This is a genomic window from Agrobacterium sp. DE0009, from assembly GCF_007680755.1.
Lineage (GTDB): Bacteria > Pseudomonadota > Alphaproteobacteria > Rhizobiales > Rhizobiaceae > Agrobacterium > Agrobacterium tumefaciens_B.
Genome location: NZ_VEIU01000008.1, coordinates 14,037 through 31,981 on the forward strand (window position 1 = coordinate 14,037; position 17,945 = coordinate 31,981).

Below are 17,945 nucleotides of genomic sequence, written 5' to 3' on the forward strand. Positions count from 1 at the left end.
TTGCTTTCATGCCCTGGCGGGGCCGCGTGGCGACCACCACTCCCGACGAACTTAATTCCGATCGGGAGTTTTTCGCGCCGTGGCCATCGCACATCTCTCAGCCAGCATCGTCAGCCGCGGCTCCGGCCGCAGTGTCGTGCTGTCTGCGGCCTATCGGCATTGCGCGAAGATGGAGTACGAGCGCGAGGCTCGCACGATCGACTACACCCGCAAACAGGGCCTGCTGCACGAGGAGTTTGTCCTTCCCGCCGGCGCCCCGAGATGGGTTCGCTCCCTGACCGCTGATCGTTCTGTCTCAGGAGCGTCGGAAGCCTTTTGGAACAAGGTCGAAGCTTTCGAGAAGCGTGCCGATGCGCAGCTTGCTCGCGACCTGACGATTGCACTTCCGCTGGAGCTGTCCGCCGAGCAGAACATCGCCCTGGTCCGCGATTTTGTCGAGAAATTCATCCTGGCGAAAGGCATGGTCGCCGACTGGGTCTACCACGACAATCCCGGCAATCCGCATATCCACCTGATGACGACACTACGCCCCCTGGCCGAGGATGGGTTCGGGTCGAAGAAGGTCGCTGTGACAGGCGACGATGGCCAGCCGGTACGGACGAAGTCCGGCAAGATCCTGTACGAACTTTGGGCCGGATCGACCGATGAATTCAACGTGGTACGGGATGGCTGGTTCGAGCGACAGAACCATCATCTCGCCCTTGCCGGGATCGATCTTCGCATCGACGGGCGTTCTTACGAGAAGCAGGGCATCGATCTTGAGCCCACCATCCATCTCGGCGTCGGGGCCAAAGCGATTGAGCGCAAGGCGGAGCAACAGGGCGTCCGGCCGGAGCTCGAACGGATCGAGCTGAACGAGCAGCGACGCTCGGAAAACGCCCGCCGGATCATCCGCGATCCCGCCATCGTGCTCGACCTGATCACGCGAGAGAAGAGCGTCTTCGACGAGCGAGACGTGGCCAACGTCGTGCATCGCTATGTCGACGATCCCGCTGTGTTCCAGCAGCTGATGATCAAGATCATCCTGAACCCGGACGTGCTGCGCCTGCAGCGCGACACGATCGATTTTGCGACGGGCAATAGGCAGCCGGCGCGTTATTCGACGCGAGCGATGGTCCGGCTCGAAGCGACGATGGCACGGCAGGCCATGTGGCTGTCGACTAGGGAGACGCATGCCGTTCCCGAGGCTGTACTGGATGCGACCTTCAGGCGACATGAGCGGCTGTCCGATGAGCAGAAAGCGGCGATCGAGCGCATCGCCGGTCCGGCCCGCATCGCCGCGGTTGTCGGACGCGCAGGTGCGGGCAAGACCACGATGATGAAGGCAGCCCGTGAAGCTTGGGAACTCGCTGGATATCGTGTCGTTGGCGGTGCGCTTGCGGGCAAGGCGGCCGAGGGTCTGGAAAAGGAAGCCGGCATCGAAAGCCGGACGCTTGCGTCCTGGGAACTGCGCTGGAACCGCGGCCGTGACGTTCTGGACGACAAGACCATCTTCGTCATGGACGAGGCCGGCATGGTGGCGTCGAAACAGATGGCTGGGTTCGTTGATGCCGTCGTCAGGGCGGGCGCCAAGATCGTGCTGGTCGGCGATCCCGAACAGCTCCAGCCTATCGAGGCGGGGGCGGCATTCCGCGCCATCGTAGATCGCATCGGCTATGCCGAACTCGAGACCATCTATCGCCAGCGCGAGGACTGGATGCGCAAGGCGTCGCTCGATCTTGCGCGCGGAAATGTCGGCCAAGCCCTCAATGCGTATCAAGGTGAGGGCAGGGTGCTTGGCTCGGGCCTGAAGACCGAAGCCGTCGAGAGGCTGATCGCCGACTGGAACCAGGATTACGACCAGTCAAAGACGACGCTGATCCTCGCCCATCTGCGCCGCGACGTGCGCATGCTCAACGTCCTGGCCCGCGAGAAACTCGTCGAGCGCGGCGTTGTCGGAGAAGGTGATCTGTTCCGGACAGCCGACGGTGAACGCCGTTTCGACGCTGGCGACCAGATCGTCTTCCTGAAGAATGAGGGATCGCTTGGGCTCAAGAACGGCATGATTGGCCAAGTCGTTGAGGCCCGACCGAACCGCATCGTGGCCGTGGTCGGCGAGGGGGATCATCGGCGCCAGGTGATCGTCGAACAGCGGTTCTACAACAATCTCGATCATGGCTATGCGACGACGATCCACAAGTCCCAGGGCGCGACGGTTGATCGCGTGAAGGTCCTGGCCTCGCTGTCTCTGGATCGCCACCTGATCTATGTGGCGATGACCCGCCATCGCGAGGATCTGCAGCTCTATTACGGGACGAGGTCCTTCTCCTTCAATGGTGGCCTGGCCAAGGTTCTATCCCGAAGACAAGCCAAGGAGACCACACTCGATTACGAGCGCGGCCAGCTCTATCGGGAGGCGCTGCGTTTCGCCGAAACGCGCGGCCTGCACATTGTCCAGGTCGCGCGCACGCTGGTAGGCGATCGGCTTGACTGGACTCTGCGCCAGAAGGCCAAACTCGTTGATCTCGGCCAGCGCCTTAGCGCCTTCGCCGCGCGCCTTGGCTTCACCCAAACTTCGAAGATCAAAACGATGAAGGAGGCCGCACCCATGGTCGCAGGCATCAAGACATTTCCCGGCTCTGTTACCGATACCGTCGGTGACAAGCTTGGCGAGGATCACGGCCTGAAACGGCAATGGGAGGAAGTCTCGGCGCGTTTCCGTTACGTCTTCGCCGATCCTGAAACAGCCTTCCGGGCTATGAATTTCGATGTCGTGATCGCCGACAAGGACGCTGCCCGTCAAACGCTCGAAACGCTGGAGAAGGACGCCGGAGCGCTCGGTCAACTGAGGGGCAAGACCGGGATTCTCGCCACCAGGTCTGAGCGTGAGGCGCGCCGCGTCGCAGAGGTGAATGTTCCGGCCTTGAAGCGGGATCTTGAGCAATATTTGCGCATGCGCGACACCGCTGCATTGAGGCACCAGGCGGACGAGCAGGCGCTGCGTCAGCGGGTTTCGATCGACATTCCGGCACTCTCGCCGGCAGCGCGGGTTGTGCTGGAGCGGGTGCGTGACGCCATTGACCGCAACGATCTGCCGGCCGCGATGGCCTATGCGCTGAGCAATCGTGAAACCAAGCTCGAAATCGACGGGTTCAACCAGGCGGTGACCGAGCGGTTCGGGGAACGCACGTTGTTGAGCAACGCCGCGCGCGATCCGTCAGGAACGCTGTACGATAAGCTCTCCGACGGCATGAAGCCGGAGCAGAAGGAACAGCTGAAACAAGCCTGGCCAATCATGCGGACGGCGCAACAGCTCGCGGCCCACGAGCGCACCGTCCAGTCGCTAAAACAAGCCGAGGAACAGCGTCTTACCCAGCGTCAGGCGCCGGTGCTGAAGCAATGAGGCCGAAGCGCCTTCTTCTGTTTCTGACGGGCGTGGCCGTCACTATGTCCGCACTGGCGGCGTCCGGGTTCATCGGCGGCTACCGGCTGAACCTGACCCCAAGCGAGCCGCTCGGACTTTGGCGTATCGAAGAGCTTCAGCGTTCGGTCGCCATCGGTGATCTGGTGTTTCTGTGCCCACCCATGACAGCCACGTTCACAGAAGCTTGGCGGCGCGGATATCTGCGACGAGGGCTTTGCGCCGGCGGGTTCGCGCCGCTGATCAAGGCCGTCGCAGCACTTCCCGGACAGCATGTCGACATCACCGATCATGTGCTCATCGATGGTCGTCCGGTTCCCTCATCGGCGGTGTGGGGGAGGGACGGCGAGGGCAGGGTGCTCCTGCCTGATTCCGGCGGTGTCGTACCGCCGCATCATCTGTTCCTCCATTCAGCCTATGCGAGCTCCTATGATAGTCGATATTTTGGCCCGGTTCCGGTTTCCGGTCTTCTCGGTCTGGCGCGGCCGGTCCTCACCTTCGAGCCTTGATCGCGGCGAAAATCATCCGGCAGATCGCTGGAAACCCATCCTACTGATCATCGCCTCGATTGCCTGTGGGAGGATTGGCTGGAGCGGCGAGGTGCTTCTCCTTCCAGTCGCCATGATCTTTCCGTTGCTCTGGGCACTGGCACTGTCACGCACGATCGCGGCACTTGTGGCGGCCGGGTATTTCCTAGCGGCTTCCCGTGGGTTGCCGCAGGGCGTGGCCAACTTCTATGCCGCCGATCTCTGGCCTGGGATGCTGCTTTGGGTGATGGCTTCCTTATCTTTCGTCATCGTCAATGCAGTGTTCTGGACGAAACATCGAAGCGAAGACGCTTCCGGGAGGAAAGGAACGGACGCGGCGAGGGCACTACGCTATCTGCTCGCCATGGCGCTAACAGGGCTGCCGCCATTCGGCATTACCGGCTGGGCGCATCCCTTGACGGCTGCCGGCGTCTTGTTTCCGGGCTGGGGTTGGTGGGGGCTGGGCGCGACCGCGATCCTGTTGGTCTTCATGACCGGTCGAAGATGGCAAATCGCAGTCGCAGTCCTTGGAGGACTTCACGTCTGGTCCGCCACGAACTGGACGCCCCCGAAGCTAACACCCGGATGGATGGCCGTCGATCTGAAACACGGGGCGGACCTCGGGCGCGATGGCTCGCTTCAGTATCACCGTGACCTGATCGCGAAGGTGCGCAAGGCCGCAGAGGCAGGCAAGGATGTTCGTGTCGTGGTACTGCCCGAAAGTGCGCTCGGCTTCTGGACGCCGACCGTGGCGCAGGTCTGGCAGGACGGTCTCCGTAGCCTGGATCTCATAGTCGTCGCAGGTGCTGCCGTCGTCGATCCCGGAGGCTACGACAATGTGATGGTGGCGATCTCGGCCGATAAGGCGAAGGTCCTTTATCGCGAGCGCATGCCGGTCCCGGGTTCGATGTGGCAACCGTGGTTGCAATGGACCGGGCGGGGCGGTGGCGCGCAGGCCGACTTCTTCGGCAACCCTGCGGTCGAGGTTGATGGTTTCAAGGTCGGGCCTCTGATCTGCTACGAGCAGCTCATTCTCTGGCCGGTCCTGCAGTCGATGTTTCACAATCCCGAAGTGATCGTCGCCGTCGGCAATGGCTGGTGGACGGAAAACACCTCGATCGTGGACATCCAGAAGGCGAGCGTCTCAGCCTGGGCAAGGCTCTTTGGTTTGCCCGTCGTCATGGCCTTCAACACGTAAGAGATACTCACATGCTCGATGCCGTTCTTATCCAGCAATGTTCCGATCCTACCCTGAAGCCTGCGATCGTCGAGCAGTTCATCGCGAAGGCCGGGTCGCAGGACCCTCTCGCCATCACCGTCCGCTCCGGCAATCGGGTGGTGCTCGTGCCGAAGCCGACAACTCCGGAGGAGGCATTGGCACTGATCCGCAACAATCTCGGTCGCAACACCGTTCGCGTTGGTGTCACCCAATACCCGGCTGGTCTCGGCATCGTCGAAGCCGGTCAGTTGAAGCCGGAGATGGTCGAGCTGTGCGAAAACATCCGCATGGGGACGGCGCTGTTTGCCAAGGTCTTCCGCATCGTCATGAAATGGTATGGCAATCCCACGGCGAAAGACGTCCTGCCACAGGTCATAGATGATGCGGTCATCGCATGGCAGACCGGGTATTTCGAAGGGATGGCGGTGTTTCGGGCGGATGATCCAGGGCAAGTGAAAATCACTCGCCCCGCCACGACCGATTCCGACGAATCTGAAAATGGCGCTCACCCAAATGACGATAGCGCTGCAGCGATACCTGCGACCGAAACGGTAGCGTCCGATCCGAACAAAGCAGAGATCAGGATCGACCTTTCAGGTATCGGCGCGAGACCGTGAATCAGTTCCTCTGCAGATCTGCAAAGCGATTGTTTTTCCAATGCCCTAGCGGAAACAGCCTGGAGCTTTTATAAGACGTGGCAGGGCGGTACGCGCTGCCCAGGGGTGTGGAAACCCTTACTCGGCGGTTGGTGTCGGCCGATGCGACACCAGAATCCTCTGGCCATTGGCCGGTGGGCCTGCGACGTATGTCCAGGTGCTCCGGTGCTAAAGGTCGCAGGACTGTCCGAGTACAGTTTCCAACCCCCGGCTTAGGATCAGAGATTAACGTTTGCGGGGGCGCACCGCAGACAATATCTCCGGGTTGGATCATCAATGGATTTGAAAGATTCCGTAGTGTCGGACACATGTGAACTACGCCCGGTGATCGGGCTGACGCGCGGACTTTCAAGCGCAGATATCGAGAGTTTGACGGTGAATGCCATTCGGCTACACCGGCAGCTTGTCGAGAAGGCCGATCAACTGTTCCAGTCGTTGCCCGACGACATTAAGACCGGAACGTCTGCGGGAGGCGCGCAGCATCTCGAATACATCGAAGCGATGATCGAGATGCATGCGCAGATGAGCGCGGTGAACACGCTGGTCGGCCTTCTGGGCTATATCCCGAAGGTGTCGGTCAACTGAGGAAGCCAGGGCTAGTCTAGATTAGCCCTGCACGGATGGCCAGTGCCACCAGGTGCGGCATCGTATGGATCTGGAAGCGCTTCCTGGCCTCTTCAAGCTTGCTTTTCACGGAATTGTATTTGACGCCTTCGAGATCGGCAGCTTCTTCCATCGTCTTGCCCACCGAAATCCAGTTGAGGTACGCGGCCTCCTTGGGATCGAGCCACGCTGGGTACTGTGCACTCGGCGTTAGGGGCAAAAGGGTCATGCGGGTGTGAAGCTGCCCAACAGCGGCAGCTGCCGCGACAGGATCGATATCGCGTCCTGGGTCAATTGAGGGTTTGTCTGAAGCGAGCGTGAACATGGACGTCGATCCATTGGCCGCTCGAATCGGAATGGTAACGCCGGAGCGGATTCCAAAAGACGCTGCCTCGTCCAGGAACGCTCGCCCCTCTTTTGGCAGGCGCCGCCTTTCCGCCTCTGCACTCCACGTAAATGCGCTCTTCATAGACTTTGCCCGGCGCACGACCGGATCGACGGCGTCAAATTTTTGCTTGAGATAGATCGAGCGCCATTCGGAAGGGTAGTTTGATGAGGCAGTCATGTGACCAGGGCGGAGGTACATATATGCGTAACCCGAAAATCCCGCTTGCGAAGCAAGTTGAGTTAGAGCCTTATCGAGGACATCTTCGTCGCCTCGAAGCGCGGTAATGTCAGTCAACTTGTCCAGCCAATGCTGCATATTTTGCTCCTAAATGTCATATAGGAAAGGGCCACCTAGGCCTTCTCCACTTAGCGGGGATCATGACTACGATCAACCCATGATTGCATATTTGATATGTGGAACTTGATTTTCGCTTCAACATCAGACGTGCTAATTCGACTGCGGTGGAAGATAGTGCGTTTGTTTCGGAGGTGATATCCAGTTGCCTGCGCCACGTTGCTTATCTCTTCCTATAATGGGCTCCAGAACCTGTAATCCCTAACAATGTGGAGTAGCAATCGCCTGCCGATCACGGCTACAATACTCATTTAGAAGAATCGGTGGTGAGGCCATGAGATCGGATATCGGACATCTTCCGCACACAAAGCAGCGCGAATTGGAACGTGTCGTCCGGATCATTCATGAAGAGTTCGCCGGTATAGTCGAGCGTTCGAAGTCCGAGGCTAAGAAGGACGGGCGGATCTATAAAATCATCCTGTTTGGTTCTTATGCTCGTGGTACTTGGGTCGATGAGCCACACACATCGAAAGGCTACCGATCGGATTTCGATATTCTCGTCATCGTCAGCAACAAGGAACTGGCTGATCCCAAATACTGGGACAAGGCCACCGATCGGCTGATGTGGGACAAGGAGATCGAGACACCCGTCGGCCCGATCGTCCACGGCGCCCGCGAGATCAGCAACTTCTTAAATGATGGCCAAGCCTTCTTCGTCGATATCGCTCGAGAGGGCATCGTCCTCTATGAATTTGACGACAGGCCGCTCGCTGAACCAAAACCGCTCGGCCCGGCGGACGCACTCAGAGTGGCCAAGGAACATTTCGACCTCCACAATCAGGAGATAGGCGACTTACTCGCTAGCGTAAGTTTCTTCCTGGCGCGAGAAAATCCCCGGCGGGCAGCCTTCGAACTCCATCAAGCGGTCGAATCCGCCTATAACTGTTATCTTCTGACAGTGACCAACTATACTCCTGCGTCGCACAATCTCAAATTCCTACGCGGACTTTCTGAGGATCGTGATCGCCGGTTGGTCGATATCTGGCCGCGCGACCATCAACGATTTACCGCATGGTACAACATTATCAACGAGGCCTACGTCAAGGCGCGTTATTCAAAGCGTTTCGATGTTTCCGAAGAGGCACTCTTCTGGCTTCAGGAGCGTGCCGCAGAACTTCATAAACTAATCGAAGTGCTCTGCCGCGAGCATATCGAAAAATTAGAGCAGACAGCTAGGGCCTGAAGATGCCGAAGAGCGAGATCCACACCGCGAAAACCGCATACCGTCGCACGATGGGCAACCAAGTCTATCTATTTTCTCCGGGTCAAGAGGTGAACTGCCCCCCATTTTGACCGGACAGTCGGCATAAGCAGAAAGGCTCAAGCACAGGCTTATGTCTAACGAGTATCGACACGTCGAATTGCTGACGGGTGATGTTCGCCGCAGGCGGTGGACAACCGAGCAAAAGCTGACGATCATTGAGCAGAGTTTCGAACCAGGCGAGACGGTATCGTCCACCGCTCGCCGTCATGGCGTCGCGCCCAACCAGCCGTCCGCCAGCGGGCAATCTTACGACGTTCATCGAGATCAATATGGGAGTAGGAGCGTTCTATCGCGTCTTCCTTGTGACTCATAACCACTGGTATCATTCGCAAGTCGCACTTCATTCTTGAACCCACCCGCGCCACAAACGATGTCAAAGCCGATTAGAGATGCGACGCCTCTGGCCCGTTAGAAATGTGACATTCACCGCGTTCTTGCTCTGACGGTCAGCCCCCGACCGGACCGGCTGGGCCGGGTTGCAAGGGTAGGGAGGGGGCGAGTGATGGAACTCCCTCTTCGGCTTTAGCTTCCTCAACCAATAAACTGACGTAACGTTGCAGAACGCGATCAATCCTGATACCCATTATTCGATATTCCAAGGATTATTGAATGATGGACCAGCAACAAGCACTCTCCTCATTTGCGGCCCTCGCCCAGGAGACGCGCCTTGCCATCGTCCGGGCGCTGGTGGTCGCCGGGCCTGAAGGACTGGCCGCGGGCGTGATCGCCGAGCGCATGGGTGTTTCTGCCACGAATGTCTCCTTCCATCTGAAGGAGCTGGAGCGGTCGGGTTTGATATCGCAGAGAAGGGAATCCCGCTCGATCATCTACAGCGCCAGCTACGACGCGCTTGCGGATCTCGTCAGATTTTTGACGGAGGATTGCTGCGCAGGCCATCCGGCGATCAAAGAGAATGTCGCGCGCGGAGGCGATTGCTACAGCTCGGACGACAAGGGTGACGTCGTTGCGTAGTTCGGAAATCCCGGTGGGCATCGTCACGGCTCTTGGCCTGACGCAGATCATCGGTTACGGCACGCTCTATTACAGCTTCAGCATCCTGGCCCCCGACATGGCGGCGGATCTCGGGTTATCGCTGGCCGAAGTGTTCGGGGTGTTCTCGGTGTCCTTGTTCATTGGCGGCCTGTCGGCCACCTATATCGGCAAGCAGATGGACCGGATCGGCGCGGCGACGATCATGACGATCGGCTCAGCCCTCGCGGCGCTGACCCTTGCGCTGTGCGCCTGGTCGCCGTCGGTCGCGGTATTCGCCATCGCCATCATTCTGCTCGAGGTCTCATCAGGGATGGTGCAGTATCAGGCGGCATTCGCGGCATTGGTCGAGAGCGATCCCCGCACCGCATCGCGGAGCATCACCTACCTCACGCTGATCGGCGGGTTCGCATCGACTATCTTCTGGCCGATCTCGGCCGCACTTTCCGGATGGATGTCGTGGCGTGAGATCTATCTGGTCTTTGCAGCGCTGAACCTGTTCCTCTGCATGCCTCTGCACCTCTGGATCATGCGCGTCGGTAAGACCCGATCGAATGCGGAAGCCGCCGCCCGGCCTCGCGAAGCTGTCATCGGGGCAATCCCCCTCGATGCGCGCCGCCGAAGCATGATCATGGTGTCGTTAGCCTTCGCGCTTCTTGGGTTTACGCTGGCCGCGATCCTCGCGCATATGGTGCCGATGCTCGGTTCCATCGGACTGGGTGCTGCGGCCGTGGTTATCGGGTCCCTGTTCGGCCCGGCACAGGTTGCGAGCCGCCTGATCAACATGGTCTTCGGAAAGAATTTGTCGCCGCCGGCACTCGCGGTGGTGTCTGCAGTGCTGATCGTGTTCGGCATCCTGATCCTGCTGGCAAGTGGAGAATGGCTGCCGGGGGCCGTCGCGTTTGCAATCTGCCTCGGGCTCGGTTCCGGCATCAACAGCATCGCGCAGGGAAGCCTGCCGCTCTATCTGTTCGGATCGGATGGATATGGGGCGATCACGGGCAAGATGGCGGCGGCTCGACTGGCGCTCGGAGCCGGCGCACCCTTCGCGTTCGCGGCGGCGATGGAGAACCTCGGCCTGAGCCTGTCACTCATTGGAAACGCTTGTCTCGGCGCGGTCAGCATCGCGGCATTCGTTGCGGTGGCTGGATCCTGTAGGCGGCCAGCCACCGCAACGGTCTAGGCAGTCAGATCGACTTCAGTGAGACCCGCTTCTCCAGCTCGGCCGCCTGTTCCTTCCGCTCGCTGTAGCGATCGGTCAGATAAGACGAGGCGTCGCGGGTCATGATGGTGAACTTCACCAGCTCCTCGCAGACGTCGACGACACGGTCATAGTAGGACGATGGCTTCATCCGGCCATTGGCGTCGAATTCCTGAAACGCCTTCGCAACGCTGCTCTGATTGGGAACGGTGATCATCCGCATCCAGCGGCCGAGGATGCGCATCTGGTTCACAGCATTGAAGGATTGGCTGCCGCCGGAAACCTCCATCACCGCAAGCGTCTTCCCCTGGGTGGGGCGGACCGATCCGAGCGAAAGCGGGATCCAGTCGATCTGCGACTTCATGATCCCGGTCATCGCACCATGGCGCTCAGGGCTGATCCAGACCTGGCCCTCCGACCATTGGGAGAGGTCGCGCAGTTCCTGAACCTTGGGATGGCTAACGGGCGCTTCATCCGGAAGTGGCAATCCAGACGGATCGAAGATCCGCACCTCGCATCCAAGACGTTCGAGCAGCCGACGGACTTCAAAGGCAAGCAGACGGCTATAAGATACCTCGCGGAGTGATCCGTAGAGGATCAGGATTCTGGGCTTGTGCGTCGAGAATGCTGGCCGCAGCGATTCTGGGGCGATCGGCTGAAGATGGTCGTCGTGTAATGCGGGAAATGTCTCAGACAATGCGCTTTCCTTCCTGGTCGAGAACCTGCTCGCCGTCTTCCTTGGCGAACGGTCCTTTGAAGGCATCGACCGGCAAGATGTCGAGCACGACCTCCGAGGGGCGGGCAAGTCGGGTGCCAAGCGGGGTGACAACAAACGGTCGGTTGATCAGGATCGGGGTGGCGATCATCGCGTCCAGCAACTGCTCGTCCGTCAGGCTCGGATTGTCGAGGCCGAGTTCCGCATAGGGCGTGCCCTTCTCGCGGATCGCTTCCCGAACCGTCAGGCCGGCATCTGCGATCATCGTGGAAAGCTGCTCGCGCGATGGCGGGTTCTGCAGGTACTCGATGACGGTGGGCTCGATCCCGGCATGCCGAATTAGCTCGAGCGTGTTCCGCGACGTACCGCAGTCCGGGTTGTGATAGATAGTAACGTCCATAGTCAGATCCTTTCGGTGATGGTGTTGCGGGCGACAGCGGGCGATGCCTCGTACCAGCCCTTCGAGCGGTTCACGATCCAGACGACGGACAGCATCACCGGAACCTCGATCAGGACACCGACGACAGTGGCGAGTGCCGCTCCCGACTGAAATCCGAACAGGCTGATGGCGGCGGCGACCGCGAGTTCGAAGAAGTTGCTCGCTCCGATGAGTGCGGAGGGTCCGGCGACGCAATGGCGTTCTCCCGACATCCGGTTCAGGAGGTAGGCGAGACCGGAGTTGAAGTAGACCTGGATCAGGATCGGGACCGCGAGCAAGGCGATGATGGTCGGCTGCGCGATGATCTGCTCGCCCTGGAATGCAAAGAGAAGCACGAGGGTAGCCAGCAGCGCGACCAGCGACAACGGCTGGAGCTTGGCAAGGAGGCTATCGAGTGCCCGAGTGGTCCCATCGGCGGTCAGGCGGCTCCGGAGAACCTGCGCGATGATGACAGGCACGACAATGTAGAGAGCGACGGACAGGGCGAGCGTCGCCCATGGCACGGTGATGGCCGAGAGGCCAAGCAGCAAGCCGACGATCGGTGCGAAGGCGACGATCATGATGGCGTCGTTCAAAGCCACTTGCGAGAGCGTGAACAGCGGCTCGCCCCGTGTCAGGTTTGACCAGACGAAGACCATGGCCGTGCAGGGTGCCGCAGCAAGAATGATCAGGCCTGCAATATAGGAGTCGATCTGGTCTGCCGGCAGATAGGGCCGAAACAGCCAGCCGACAAACAGCCAGCCCAGCAAAGCCATCGAGAACGGCTTGATCGCCCAGTTGATGATCAGCGTGACGCTGATCCCGCGCCAGTAGGAGCCGACCTGCGCCAGCGACCGGAAATCGATCTTCAGCAGCATCGGGATGATCATCAGCCAAATCAGGATCGCGACGGGGATGTTGACCTTGGCGATCTCGGCGCTGCCGATGATCTGGAAGACGCCGGGCATCAGGTGGCCTAGGACAACGCCGACCGCGATGCAGAGGAAGACCCAGACGGTCAGGTATCGTTCAAATGTCGACATCTTACTCGGCCTTCGCGGATTCGACCGATGCGCCTTCCAATGAGCCGATCTGGCGAACGTGCTGTTCGAGGGCCAGGCGGTCGATCGAGGCGATGGGCAGGTTGATGAAGGCACTGATCCGGTTCTTCAGGAACCGGGCGGCCTGGGCGAAAGCGCGCTGGATCTCGACTTCAGTGCCGACGACGGCCGCCGGATCCTCGACACCCCAGTGGGCAGTCATCGGATGGCCAATCCATACAGGGCAGGCTTCGCCGGCTGCGCTGTCGCAGACGGTGAAGATGAAGTCCATCTCGGGTGCGCCGGGTGCGGCGAACACGTCCCAGCTCTTCGAAGAGAAACCCGTCGATGGATAGCCGAGCGCAGCCAGTTCCTTCAGCGCGTGCGGATTGACTTCGCCCTTCGGCTTGCTGCCGGCGGAATACGCCTTGAACCGGCCGCCGCCCTCCTTGTTGAGGATGGATTCGGCGAGAATAGAGCGCGCGGAATTGCCCGTGCAGAGGAACAGCACGTTATAGGTCTTGTCTGGCATGGTCGTGGTCCGTGGTTAGGTTGGAGGCCTGTTGAGCTTCATGATGGTCGCCGACGAGGGGCAGATGGAGGATAGTTGGCGGGTCGCAAGCACCGCGGCCGGCACTTCGGCCCGCTGCACCTCTGAAAACCCGATGGTCGAAAAGAACGGTCCGGCGCTTGTCGTCGCGAGGAAGACATCGCCACCTACACCTCGAAGCGTTGCCTCGACGATTGCCCGGCCGAACCCATGACCCCGATGTTCCGGGAGCACGACAACAGAACGCAGCAGGTAATCGCCGGCGCAGCGTTCGAGGCCGGCATATCCGATCGTTTGGCCGTCGCCGAAGACGGCTTTGAGGAAGGTGCGGCCTTCGTCTTCAATGTCATCGGTCGGGAGATCCGCCGCACGGAGCACTTCGCGGAGACGAGCGTCGCTACCGGCAACTTCGTGCAATGCGATCGCGCTCATCATGGGTTCGCCCCCGGCGCGCAGCATGGCGTCAGTTCTGCGATCAGGGGAGCGCAAAGCTCCGCCGATCCGCCGCAGCAGTCCTTCAGCAGGAATAGTGTCAGGTCGCGCAGGCCGTCTAGGTCGGCCCGGTAGATGATTGATCGGCTCTGGCGTTCGCTCTTGACCAGGCCGGCACGGGAAAGTGTCGCAAGATGCGCCGACATCGTGTTCTGCGGGACATCGAGGAGCCGGGCGAGCTCGCCTGCCGGAATTCCATCCGGTTCGTCCCGCACGAGCAGACGGAACGTCTCAAGGCGGGTGTTCTGGGCCAAGGCCGCAAGGGCCGCTATCGCGCTAATACTTTCCATATATCCAGAATAATGGATATATTGGCACTGTCAACCTGAAAAAACGTTGCCAGTCGAACATCACTCCGCCGCCTCCATTCGAGCAAGCGCTTTCTGCCTTCTCGCAATCACTTCTGGATCGTTTATGAAATCCGTCCGTCGCCCAGGCTTGCGACCGCGCTTTTGATATCCATTGCTCTGGCTGCCGTCCGGGATCTCAAACATACTGTTGGCCTGTCCGGTTCGGCGCGGACCACGTTTGCTCCGCTGTAGATCGCGGCCTTCTTGCATCTGAGCGACCAGTGACAGCATATCGTCCAGTCGTTTGTTCTCAACCACAGGCGACCGGTGAACCGAGCGAAGCGTGTCGAAGGTTCTGTAGGGCAGGGTGAAACTGTCGTGCATGATCTCCAGGCGGCCGTCTGGATAATCGCATACGACGACTTTTTGACCCGCCAGTGATGTTGCCCGTTCCGTCGGATCGAGAATGAATATCATCTTGTCATAGCGCAACGTCAGTGACTGCGACAGGGTGCGAACCTCCTTACGGCACATGGCGCCGTCAAGGTTCTCGTGGGCGGCGAGGGGGCGATGCATATCCTTCGGATTGCGGGGTGGTTTGCCGAAGCGGGCGTTGAAGTCGTCAATGAACTCCGGAGCGTAATGGTTGGCAGCGTCTATCGTGTCGATACCGCGGAGCCTTAATTCTTTGACCAGTCGATCCTGCAGGGTTTGGTTTGCACGTTCAACTCGACCCTTGGCCTGAGGGGTGTTGGCGCAGATGATGTCGATGTTCAGCTCATAGAGCGCGCGTCCGAATTGCGTCAGGCCACTCGTGCGATCTTTCTGTGAGACGTGCGTAGAACGAAAGACGCCATGCTTGTCGCTGTAGAAAGCCAGCGGTTTACCCCATTGCTGCAAATAGGTTTTTGTCGCATGCAGATAATCGAATGTGTTCTCAGATCCAGCAAAACGCAGATGTAGCAGCTTTCCGGTGGCGTCATCGATGTAGACGAGCAGGGCACATTTTGGTCCGCGGTTCTCGAACCACCAATGATGCGATCCGTCGATCTGCACCAGCTCGCCAAAGCAGTCACGTCGGCCGCGTGGTTGAAAGACACGCTTCTTGCGTTCTTTCCGTGAGATCCAGATGCCGGCTTCGGTCATCCATTGGCGCAGCGTTTCCTTACCGATCGCAAGCTGGTGCCGTTCAATCAGCTTCTCGCGGGCTAGGGTTGGACCGAAATCGGCATACCGTTCTCTAACCAGATCAAGAACGGCATTGCGGAGATTCTCGCTGTGCCGCCGATTGCTTTGTTGTTGGCGTTTCTTAGAGATGAGACCGGGCATGCCATCGGTCTCATATGCCTTCAATACCCGGTGCATCTGGCTTCGGCTGATGCCGAGCACGCTGGCGGCCTGAACGACGCTCAGGCGTTGATCATGAATCTTCTGGATGACTTCGAGGCGATGCAATTCTTTCTGCGACATGGTGATCAAAAAGGACATGGCAACTCCGAACGCTCCTGACCGCACTCAGGCTGAACATTGCCGCATCCTTGCTCCCAACGTTGACATTGACCAGCGTCGTCGTGCGAGAGGAGTGTCGCATTTCTATCTGGCCCAAGTGTCGCATTACTAAATGGGCGCTACAAACGATAATCGCATAAGCATTATTATGGAACACCTCCACCAGCCTGGGTCGCTTGCAGATAGGAACGAACCAGTCACTCGCTTGCCCGCTCGTCTCGAAAAGAACTGGCCGCGCCGCTTACAAACCAAGGTATATCTGCATCGCCCCGCTGTAATCGACTAGTTTTTACTCGTCGCCGAGATCCTCCCCGCCCTTGACCGCGGCGACTTGCTCGGGTTGTTCCCCTCCAAGCCCGAAGCGCGGACATGGGTCCGCCTTGCCGCCCCTTAACCGGGGCGGCTTTTTTCGTGAGGTCATCGGATGCTCTTGAAATTCTCCGGCCGGCCATTACCGAGACAGCAAGCCCGATATCCCGCCGAGTATACCAAAGCCCATCTATCTCCTGGCATCGCAACGGGATCACATCGGCAAACGCGCGATCAGTTTACATCCACGCTTGAGGGTCCATTCAGCAAAGAGGTGATTATCGCGCGCGCAACGGCAGGGCATTGTCGGCTCCCTGATGTGCACTGAATTCTCGATCCAAACTGGTGCCGACCACGGAGCGACCGCAATGGCAGACTTATGTTATACTCAAACGGGATTACCCGGGAAGGCTTCGACTGCTGGCGCCGGTTTCCTGCTTGTCGGAGCGATGACGATCGTGCTGACCGACGCCGTCGCAGGCACGGTCTTGTCGATGGCACGGCTCGACATCATGGGCGGAACCCATGCGTCGGCCGACGAGTTCGCCAAGCTCGACTACGGATATACCGCCGCAAAGCTCTGCGCATTCGTCCTTACTCCCTGGTTTGCTGGCGCGTTCGGTCTCTATCGCTCCGTGATGATCGCCGGAGCGTTGATGACCGCGGCCTGCTACGGTGCGGCCTTCACGAGCGACCTCAACCTCATGTTCGGCTTTAGGCTTCTACAAGGCGCCAGCGGTGGCGTGCTTCTGGTCGGCGCGCAGTCGCTGCTCTTCCGCGTGTTCCCGATGCGGCAGCAGCCGTTTGTTCAAAGCGTGTACGCGATCGGATCGGTCGTCGCTCCGGCGACACTTGCCCCCTACATGCAGGGATGGCTCCTCGACCAGATCGATTGGTCGGTCATCTTTCTATGCTCTGTGCCCTTCGGTGTCGCTGGCATCGTGCTGCTCGCTCTCGCGCCACAGGTGGAAGAAGTGGAAAGCCCGAGGATCACGTTCGACGCAGTAGGCTTGATCCTCTTTGCCGTCGCCGCCTTCACGCTGACATTCGTTCTAAACCAGGGAAATCGCTGGGATTGGTTCGGCGACAGCACGGTGGTGTGGGCCACCATTATCGGCTTGACTGTACTTGGCGTGCAAATCGTCCGTCAGTTCCTCGAGCCCGACATAGCGACCATGTTCAATTTTGCGCTCTTCCGCAACCCCAATTTTGCGTTCGGAATCGCAGCGAGCCTCGCTGCCGGATTTGCACTTCTCGGTAGCAGTTTCGTTATCCCTTCCTTTGCCGTTTCCGTCCTCAGGATGACGCCCACCGCAGCCGGGAGCTTGCTTCTGCCAAGCACGCTGATGTTCGTCGGCTCGCTATTCCTGACGGCCTTCATGATCCAGAAACTCAAGCTGCCGGGTGTCATCACCATACCGCTTGGAATCCTCGGCTTGATGCTGGCGATGTGGTTGCTTTCGGGCTCCAGTAGCGGCAGCGGGATGCCTGACATGACTCCAGCAATCCTGATACGAGGCCTTGCACTCGGATTCCTGTTCCTTTCGATCACGCTGGTCACGCTTTCAAGCCTCGACAAGACACTACTCATCTATGGGGTTGCCTTGTTCAGCATAGGCCGTCAGATGGGCGGGCTCGCGGGCATCTCGTTCCTTCAGACCTTCATCGAAGACCAGACGGCACAAAACAGAGTGGTGTTGGCGGCCCATATCCTCCCCGGACGCGAGGAAGTGATCGCGCGCATCGGAAACCTTGGTCGTCTTCTCGCTAGCCACGGGACGGAGGCGGGATTGGCTAGCAAGGAAGCGGTGGCTTTGATCGGCAAGGCTGTCGCCCTTCAATCCACGACAATAGCCTTCGATACCGCCTTCTTTGCGATCACGCTGTTTTTTTTCGGGGCGGCCCCGACTCTGATCATCTGGAAAATCGTGCTCGGTCGTGTTCTCGCACCGAAGTCAGCGAAGTAAGCCCGGCGTGTTATCGTGGTATCCACTCGTATAGTAGTTGTACCTCAAGGGCC

General features: G+C 59.4%; 17 protein-coding genes and 1 pseudogene. 10 read left to right on the plus strand and 8 right to left on the minus strand.

Features of this window, described 5'->3' with window-relative positions; genetic code table 11:
- Positions 1 to 79: 79 nt before the first annotated feature.
- The 5 genes from traA (at position 80) to FS804_RS21150 (ending at position 6,387) form a co-directional block, all read left to right on the plus strand.
- Positions 80 to 3,382 (plus strand): Ti-type conjugative transfer relaxase TraA, encoded by a 3,303-nt coding sequence (gene traA, locus FS804_RS21130; protein WP_144578810.1) that lies wholly within the window; start codon positions 80 to 82, stop codon positions 3,380 to 3,382.
- Positions 3,379 to 3,909, plus strand: a complete 531-nt coding sequence (traF, locus tag FS804_RS21135) for a conjugative transfer signal peptidase TraF (RefSeq protein ID WP_144578811.1) — start codon at positions 3,379 to 3,381, stop codon at positions 3,907 to 3,909. Before traA ends, traF begins: the two co-directional genes overlap by 4 nt.
- Positions 3,830 to 5,125, plus strand: a complete 1,296-nt coding sequence (locus FS804_RS21140) for a conjugal transfer protein TraB (protein WP_144578812.1) — start codon at positions 3,830 to 3,832, stop codon at positions 5,123 to 5,125. Before traF ends, FS804_RS21140 begins: the two co-directional genes overlap by 80 nt.
- An 11-nt stretch (positions 5,126 to 5,136) precedes the next feature.
- Positions 5,137 to 5,763: a TraH family protein gene (locus tag FS804_RS21145; RefSeq protein ID WP_144578813.1), complete on the plus strand. Its 627-nt coding sequence runs from the start codon at positions 5,137 to 5,139 to the stop codon at positions 5,761 to 5,763.
- 315 nt (positions 5,764 to 6,078) lie between these two features.
- Positions 6,079 to 6,387: a transcriptional repressor TraM gene (locus FS804_RS21150; RefSeq protein WP_144578814.1), complete on the plus strand. Its 309-nt coding sequence runs from the start codon at positions 6,079 to 6,081 to the stop codon at positions 6,385 to 6,387.
- A 16-nt stretch (positions 6,388 to 6,403) separates the two neighbouring features.
- Here FS804_RS21150 and traR read toward each other — a convergent pair whose 3' ends face one another.
- The gene (gene traR, locus FS804_RS21155) at positions 6,404 to 7,108 is read right to left on the minus strand and encodes a transcriptional regulator TraR (protein WP_144578815.1); all 705 of its coding nucleotides are present in this window, start codon (positions 7,106 to 7,108) and stop codon (positions 6,404 to 6,406) included.
- A 313-nt stretch (positions 7,109 to 7,421) separates the two neighbouring features.
- On the opposite strand from traR, the gene FS804_RS21160 reads away from it, so the two are divergent.
- The 4 genes and pseudogenes from FS804_RS21160 (at position 7,422) to arsK (ending at position 10,584) form a co-directional block, all read left to right on the plus strand.
- Entirely contained in the window at positions 7,422 to 8,330 is a 909-nt protein-coding gene (locus tag FS804_RS21160) for a nucleotidyltransferase and HEPN domain-containing protein (RefSeq protein WP_144578816.1), read from the plus strand.
- A 151-nt stretch (positions 8,331 to 8,481) separates the two neighbouring features.
- Positions 8,482 to 8,637 (plus strand): annotated as a pseudogene (locus FS804_RS21165) (transposase); the annotation flags it as partial.
- Between the two features lie 386 nt (positions 8,638 to 9,023).
- Entirely contained in the window at positions 9,024 to 9,383 is a 360-nt protein-coding gene (locus tag FS804_RS21175; RefSeq protein WP_144578907.1) for a helix-turn-helix transcriptional regulator, read from the plus strand.
- Positions 9,325 to 10,584: an arsenite efflux MFS transporter ArsK gene (arsK, locus tag FS804_RS21180; protein ID WP_186376948.1), complete on the plus strand. Its 1,260-nt coding sequence runs from the start codon at positions 9,325 to 9,327 to the stop codon at positions 10,582 to 10,584. Before FS804_RS21175 ends, arsK begins: the two co-directional genes overlap by 59 nt.
- Positions 10,585 to 10,588: 4 nt before the next feature.
- Here arsK and arsH read toward each other — a convergent pair whose 3' ends face one another.
- Genes arsH through FS804_RS21215 form a run of 7 tightly spaced genes read right to left on the minus strand, consistent with a single transcriptional unit; the run spans position 10,589 to position 15,595 of the window.
- Entirely contained in the window at positions 10,589 to 11,365 is a 777-nt protein-coding gene (arsH, locus tag FS804_RS21185; protein WP_072493490.1) for an arsenical resistance protein ArsH, read from the minus strand.
- Entirely contained in the window at positions 11,292 to 11,717 is a 426-nt protein-coding gene (arsC, locus tag FS804_RS21190) for an arsenate reductase (glutaredoxin) (RefSeq protein WP_144578818.1), read from the minus strand. Before arsC ends, arsH begins: the two co-directional genes overlap by 74 nt.
- 2 nt (positions 11,718 to 11,719) lie before the next feature.
- Entirely contained in the window at positions 11,720 to 12,778 is a 1,059-nt protein-coding gene (gene arsB / locus FS804_RS21195) for an ACR3 family arsenite efflux transporter (RefSeq protein ID WP_144578819.1), read from the minus strand.
- A 1-nt stretch (position 12,779) separates the two neighbouring features.
- A complete protein-coding gene (locus tag FS804_RS21200; protein WP_144578820.1) occupies positions 12,780 to 13,307 on the minus strand; it encodes an arsenate reductase ArsC in 528 nt (175 codons plus the stop codon).
- 15 nt (positions 13,308 to 13,322) lie between these two features.
- Complete coding sequence (arsN2, locus tag FS804_RS21205) at positions 13,323 to 13,760, minus strand: arsenic resistance N-acetyltransferase ArsN2 (RefSeq protein WP_144578821.1); 438 nt, start codon at positions 13,758 to 13,760, stop codon at positions 13,323 to 13,325.
- A complete protein-coding gene (locus tag FS804_RS21210; protein WP_144578822.1) occupies positions 13,757 to 14,107 on the minus strand; it encodes a helix-turn-helix transcriptional regulator in 351 nt (116 codons plus the stop codon). Before FS804_RS21210 ends, arsN2 begins: the two co-directional genes overlap by 4 nt.
- Positions 14,108 to 14,167: 60 nt before the next feature.
- Entirely contained in the window at positions 14,168 to 15,595 is a 1,428-nt protein-coding gene (locus FS804_RS21215) for an ISNCY family transposase (RefSeq protein ID WP_144578823.1), read from the minus strand.
- 779 nt (positions 15,596 to 16,374) lie between these two features.
- On the opposite strand from FS804_RS21215, the gene FS804_RS21220 reads away from it, so the two are divergent.
- Entirely contained in the window at positions 16,375 to 17,892 is a 1,518-nt protein-coding gene (locus FS804_RS21220) for an MFS transporter (RefSeq protein ID WP_246665920.1), read from the plus strand.
- Positions 17,893 to 17,945 lie beyond the last annotated feature (53 nt).

Coding starts and splice junctions, on each gene's coding strand:
- FS804_RS21160 (WP_144578816.1), top strand. CDS start 7,422: ATGAGATCGGATATCGGACATCTTCCGCACACAAAGCAGCGCGAATTG.
- traR (WP_144578815.1), bottom strand. CDS start 7,108: ATGCAGCATTGGCTGGACAAGTTGACTGACATTACCGCGCTTCGAGGC.
- FS804_RS21145 (WP_144578813.1), top strand. CDS start 5,137: ATGCTCGATGCCGTTCTTATCCAGCAATGTTCCGATCCTACCCTGAAG.
- arsK (WP_186376948.1), top strand. CDS start 9,325: ATGTCGCGCGCGGAGGCGATTGCTACAGCTCGGACGACAAGGGTGACG.
- FS804_RS21200 (WP_144578820.1), bottom strand. CDS start 13,307: ATGCCAGACAAGACCTATAACGTGCTGTTCCTCTGCACGGGCAATTCC.
- FS804_RS21175 (WP_144578907.1), top strand. CDS start 9,024: ATGGACCAGCAACAAGCACTCTCCTCATTTGCGGCCCTCGCCCAGGAG.
- arsN2 (WP_144578821.1), bottom strand. CDS start 13,760: ATGATGAGCGCGATCGCATTGCACGAAGTTGCCGGTAGCGACGCTCGT.
- FS804_RS21140 (WP_144578812.1), top strand. CDS start 3,830: ATGATAGTCGATATTTTGGCCCGGTTCCGGTTTCCGGTCTTCTCGGTC.
- arsH (WP_072493490.1), bottom strand. CDS start 11,365: ATGCCTTCAAAGGACCGTTCGCCAAGGAAGACGGCGAGCAGGTTCTCG.
- arsC (WP_144578818.1), bottom strand. CDS start 11,717: ATGGACGTTACTATCTATCACAACCCGGACTGCGGTACGTCGCGGAAC.
- traF (WP_144578811.1), top strand. CDS start 3,379: ATGAGGCCGAAGCGCCTTCTTCTGTTTCTGACGGGCGTGGCCGTCACT.
- FS804_RS21220 (WP_246665920.1), top strand. CDS start 16,375: ATGACGATCGTGCTGACCGACGCCGTCGCAGGCACGGTCTTGTCGATG.
- FS804_RS21215 (WP_144578823.1), bottom strand. CDS start 15,595: ATGTCCTTTTTGATCACCATGTCGCAGAAAGAATTGCATCGCCTCGAA.
- FS804_RS21210 (WP_144578822.1), bottom strand. CDS start 14,107: ATGGAAAGTATTAGCGCGATAGCGGCCCTTGCGGCCTTGGCCCAGAAC.
- FS804_RS21150 (WP_144578814.1), top strand. CDS start 6,079: ATGGATTTGAAAGATTCCGTAGTGTCGGACACATGTGAACTACGCCCG.
- arsB (WP_144578819.1), bottom strand. CDS start 12,778: ATGTCGACATTTGAACGATACCTGACCGTCTGGGTCTTCCTCTGCATC.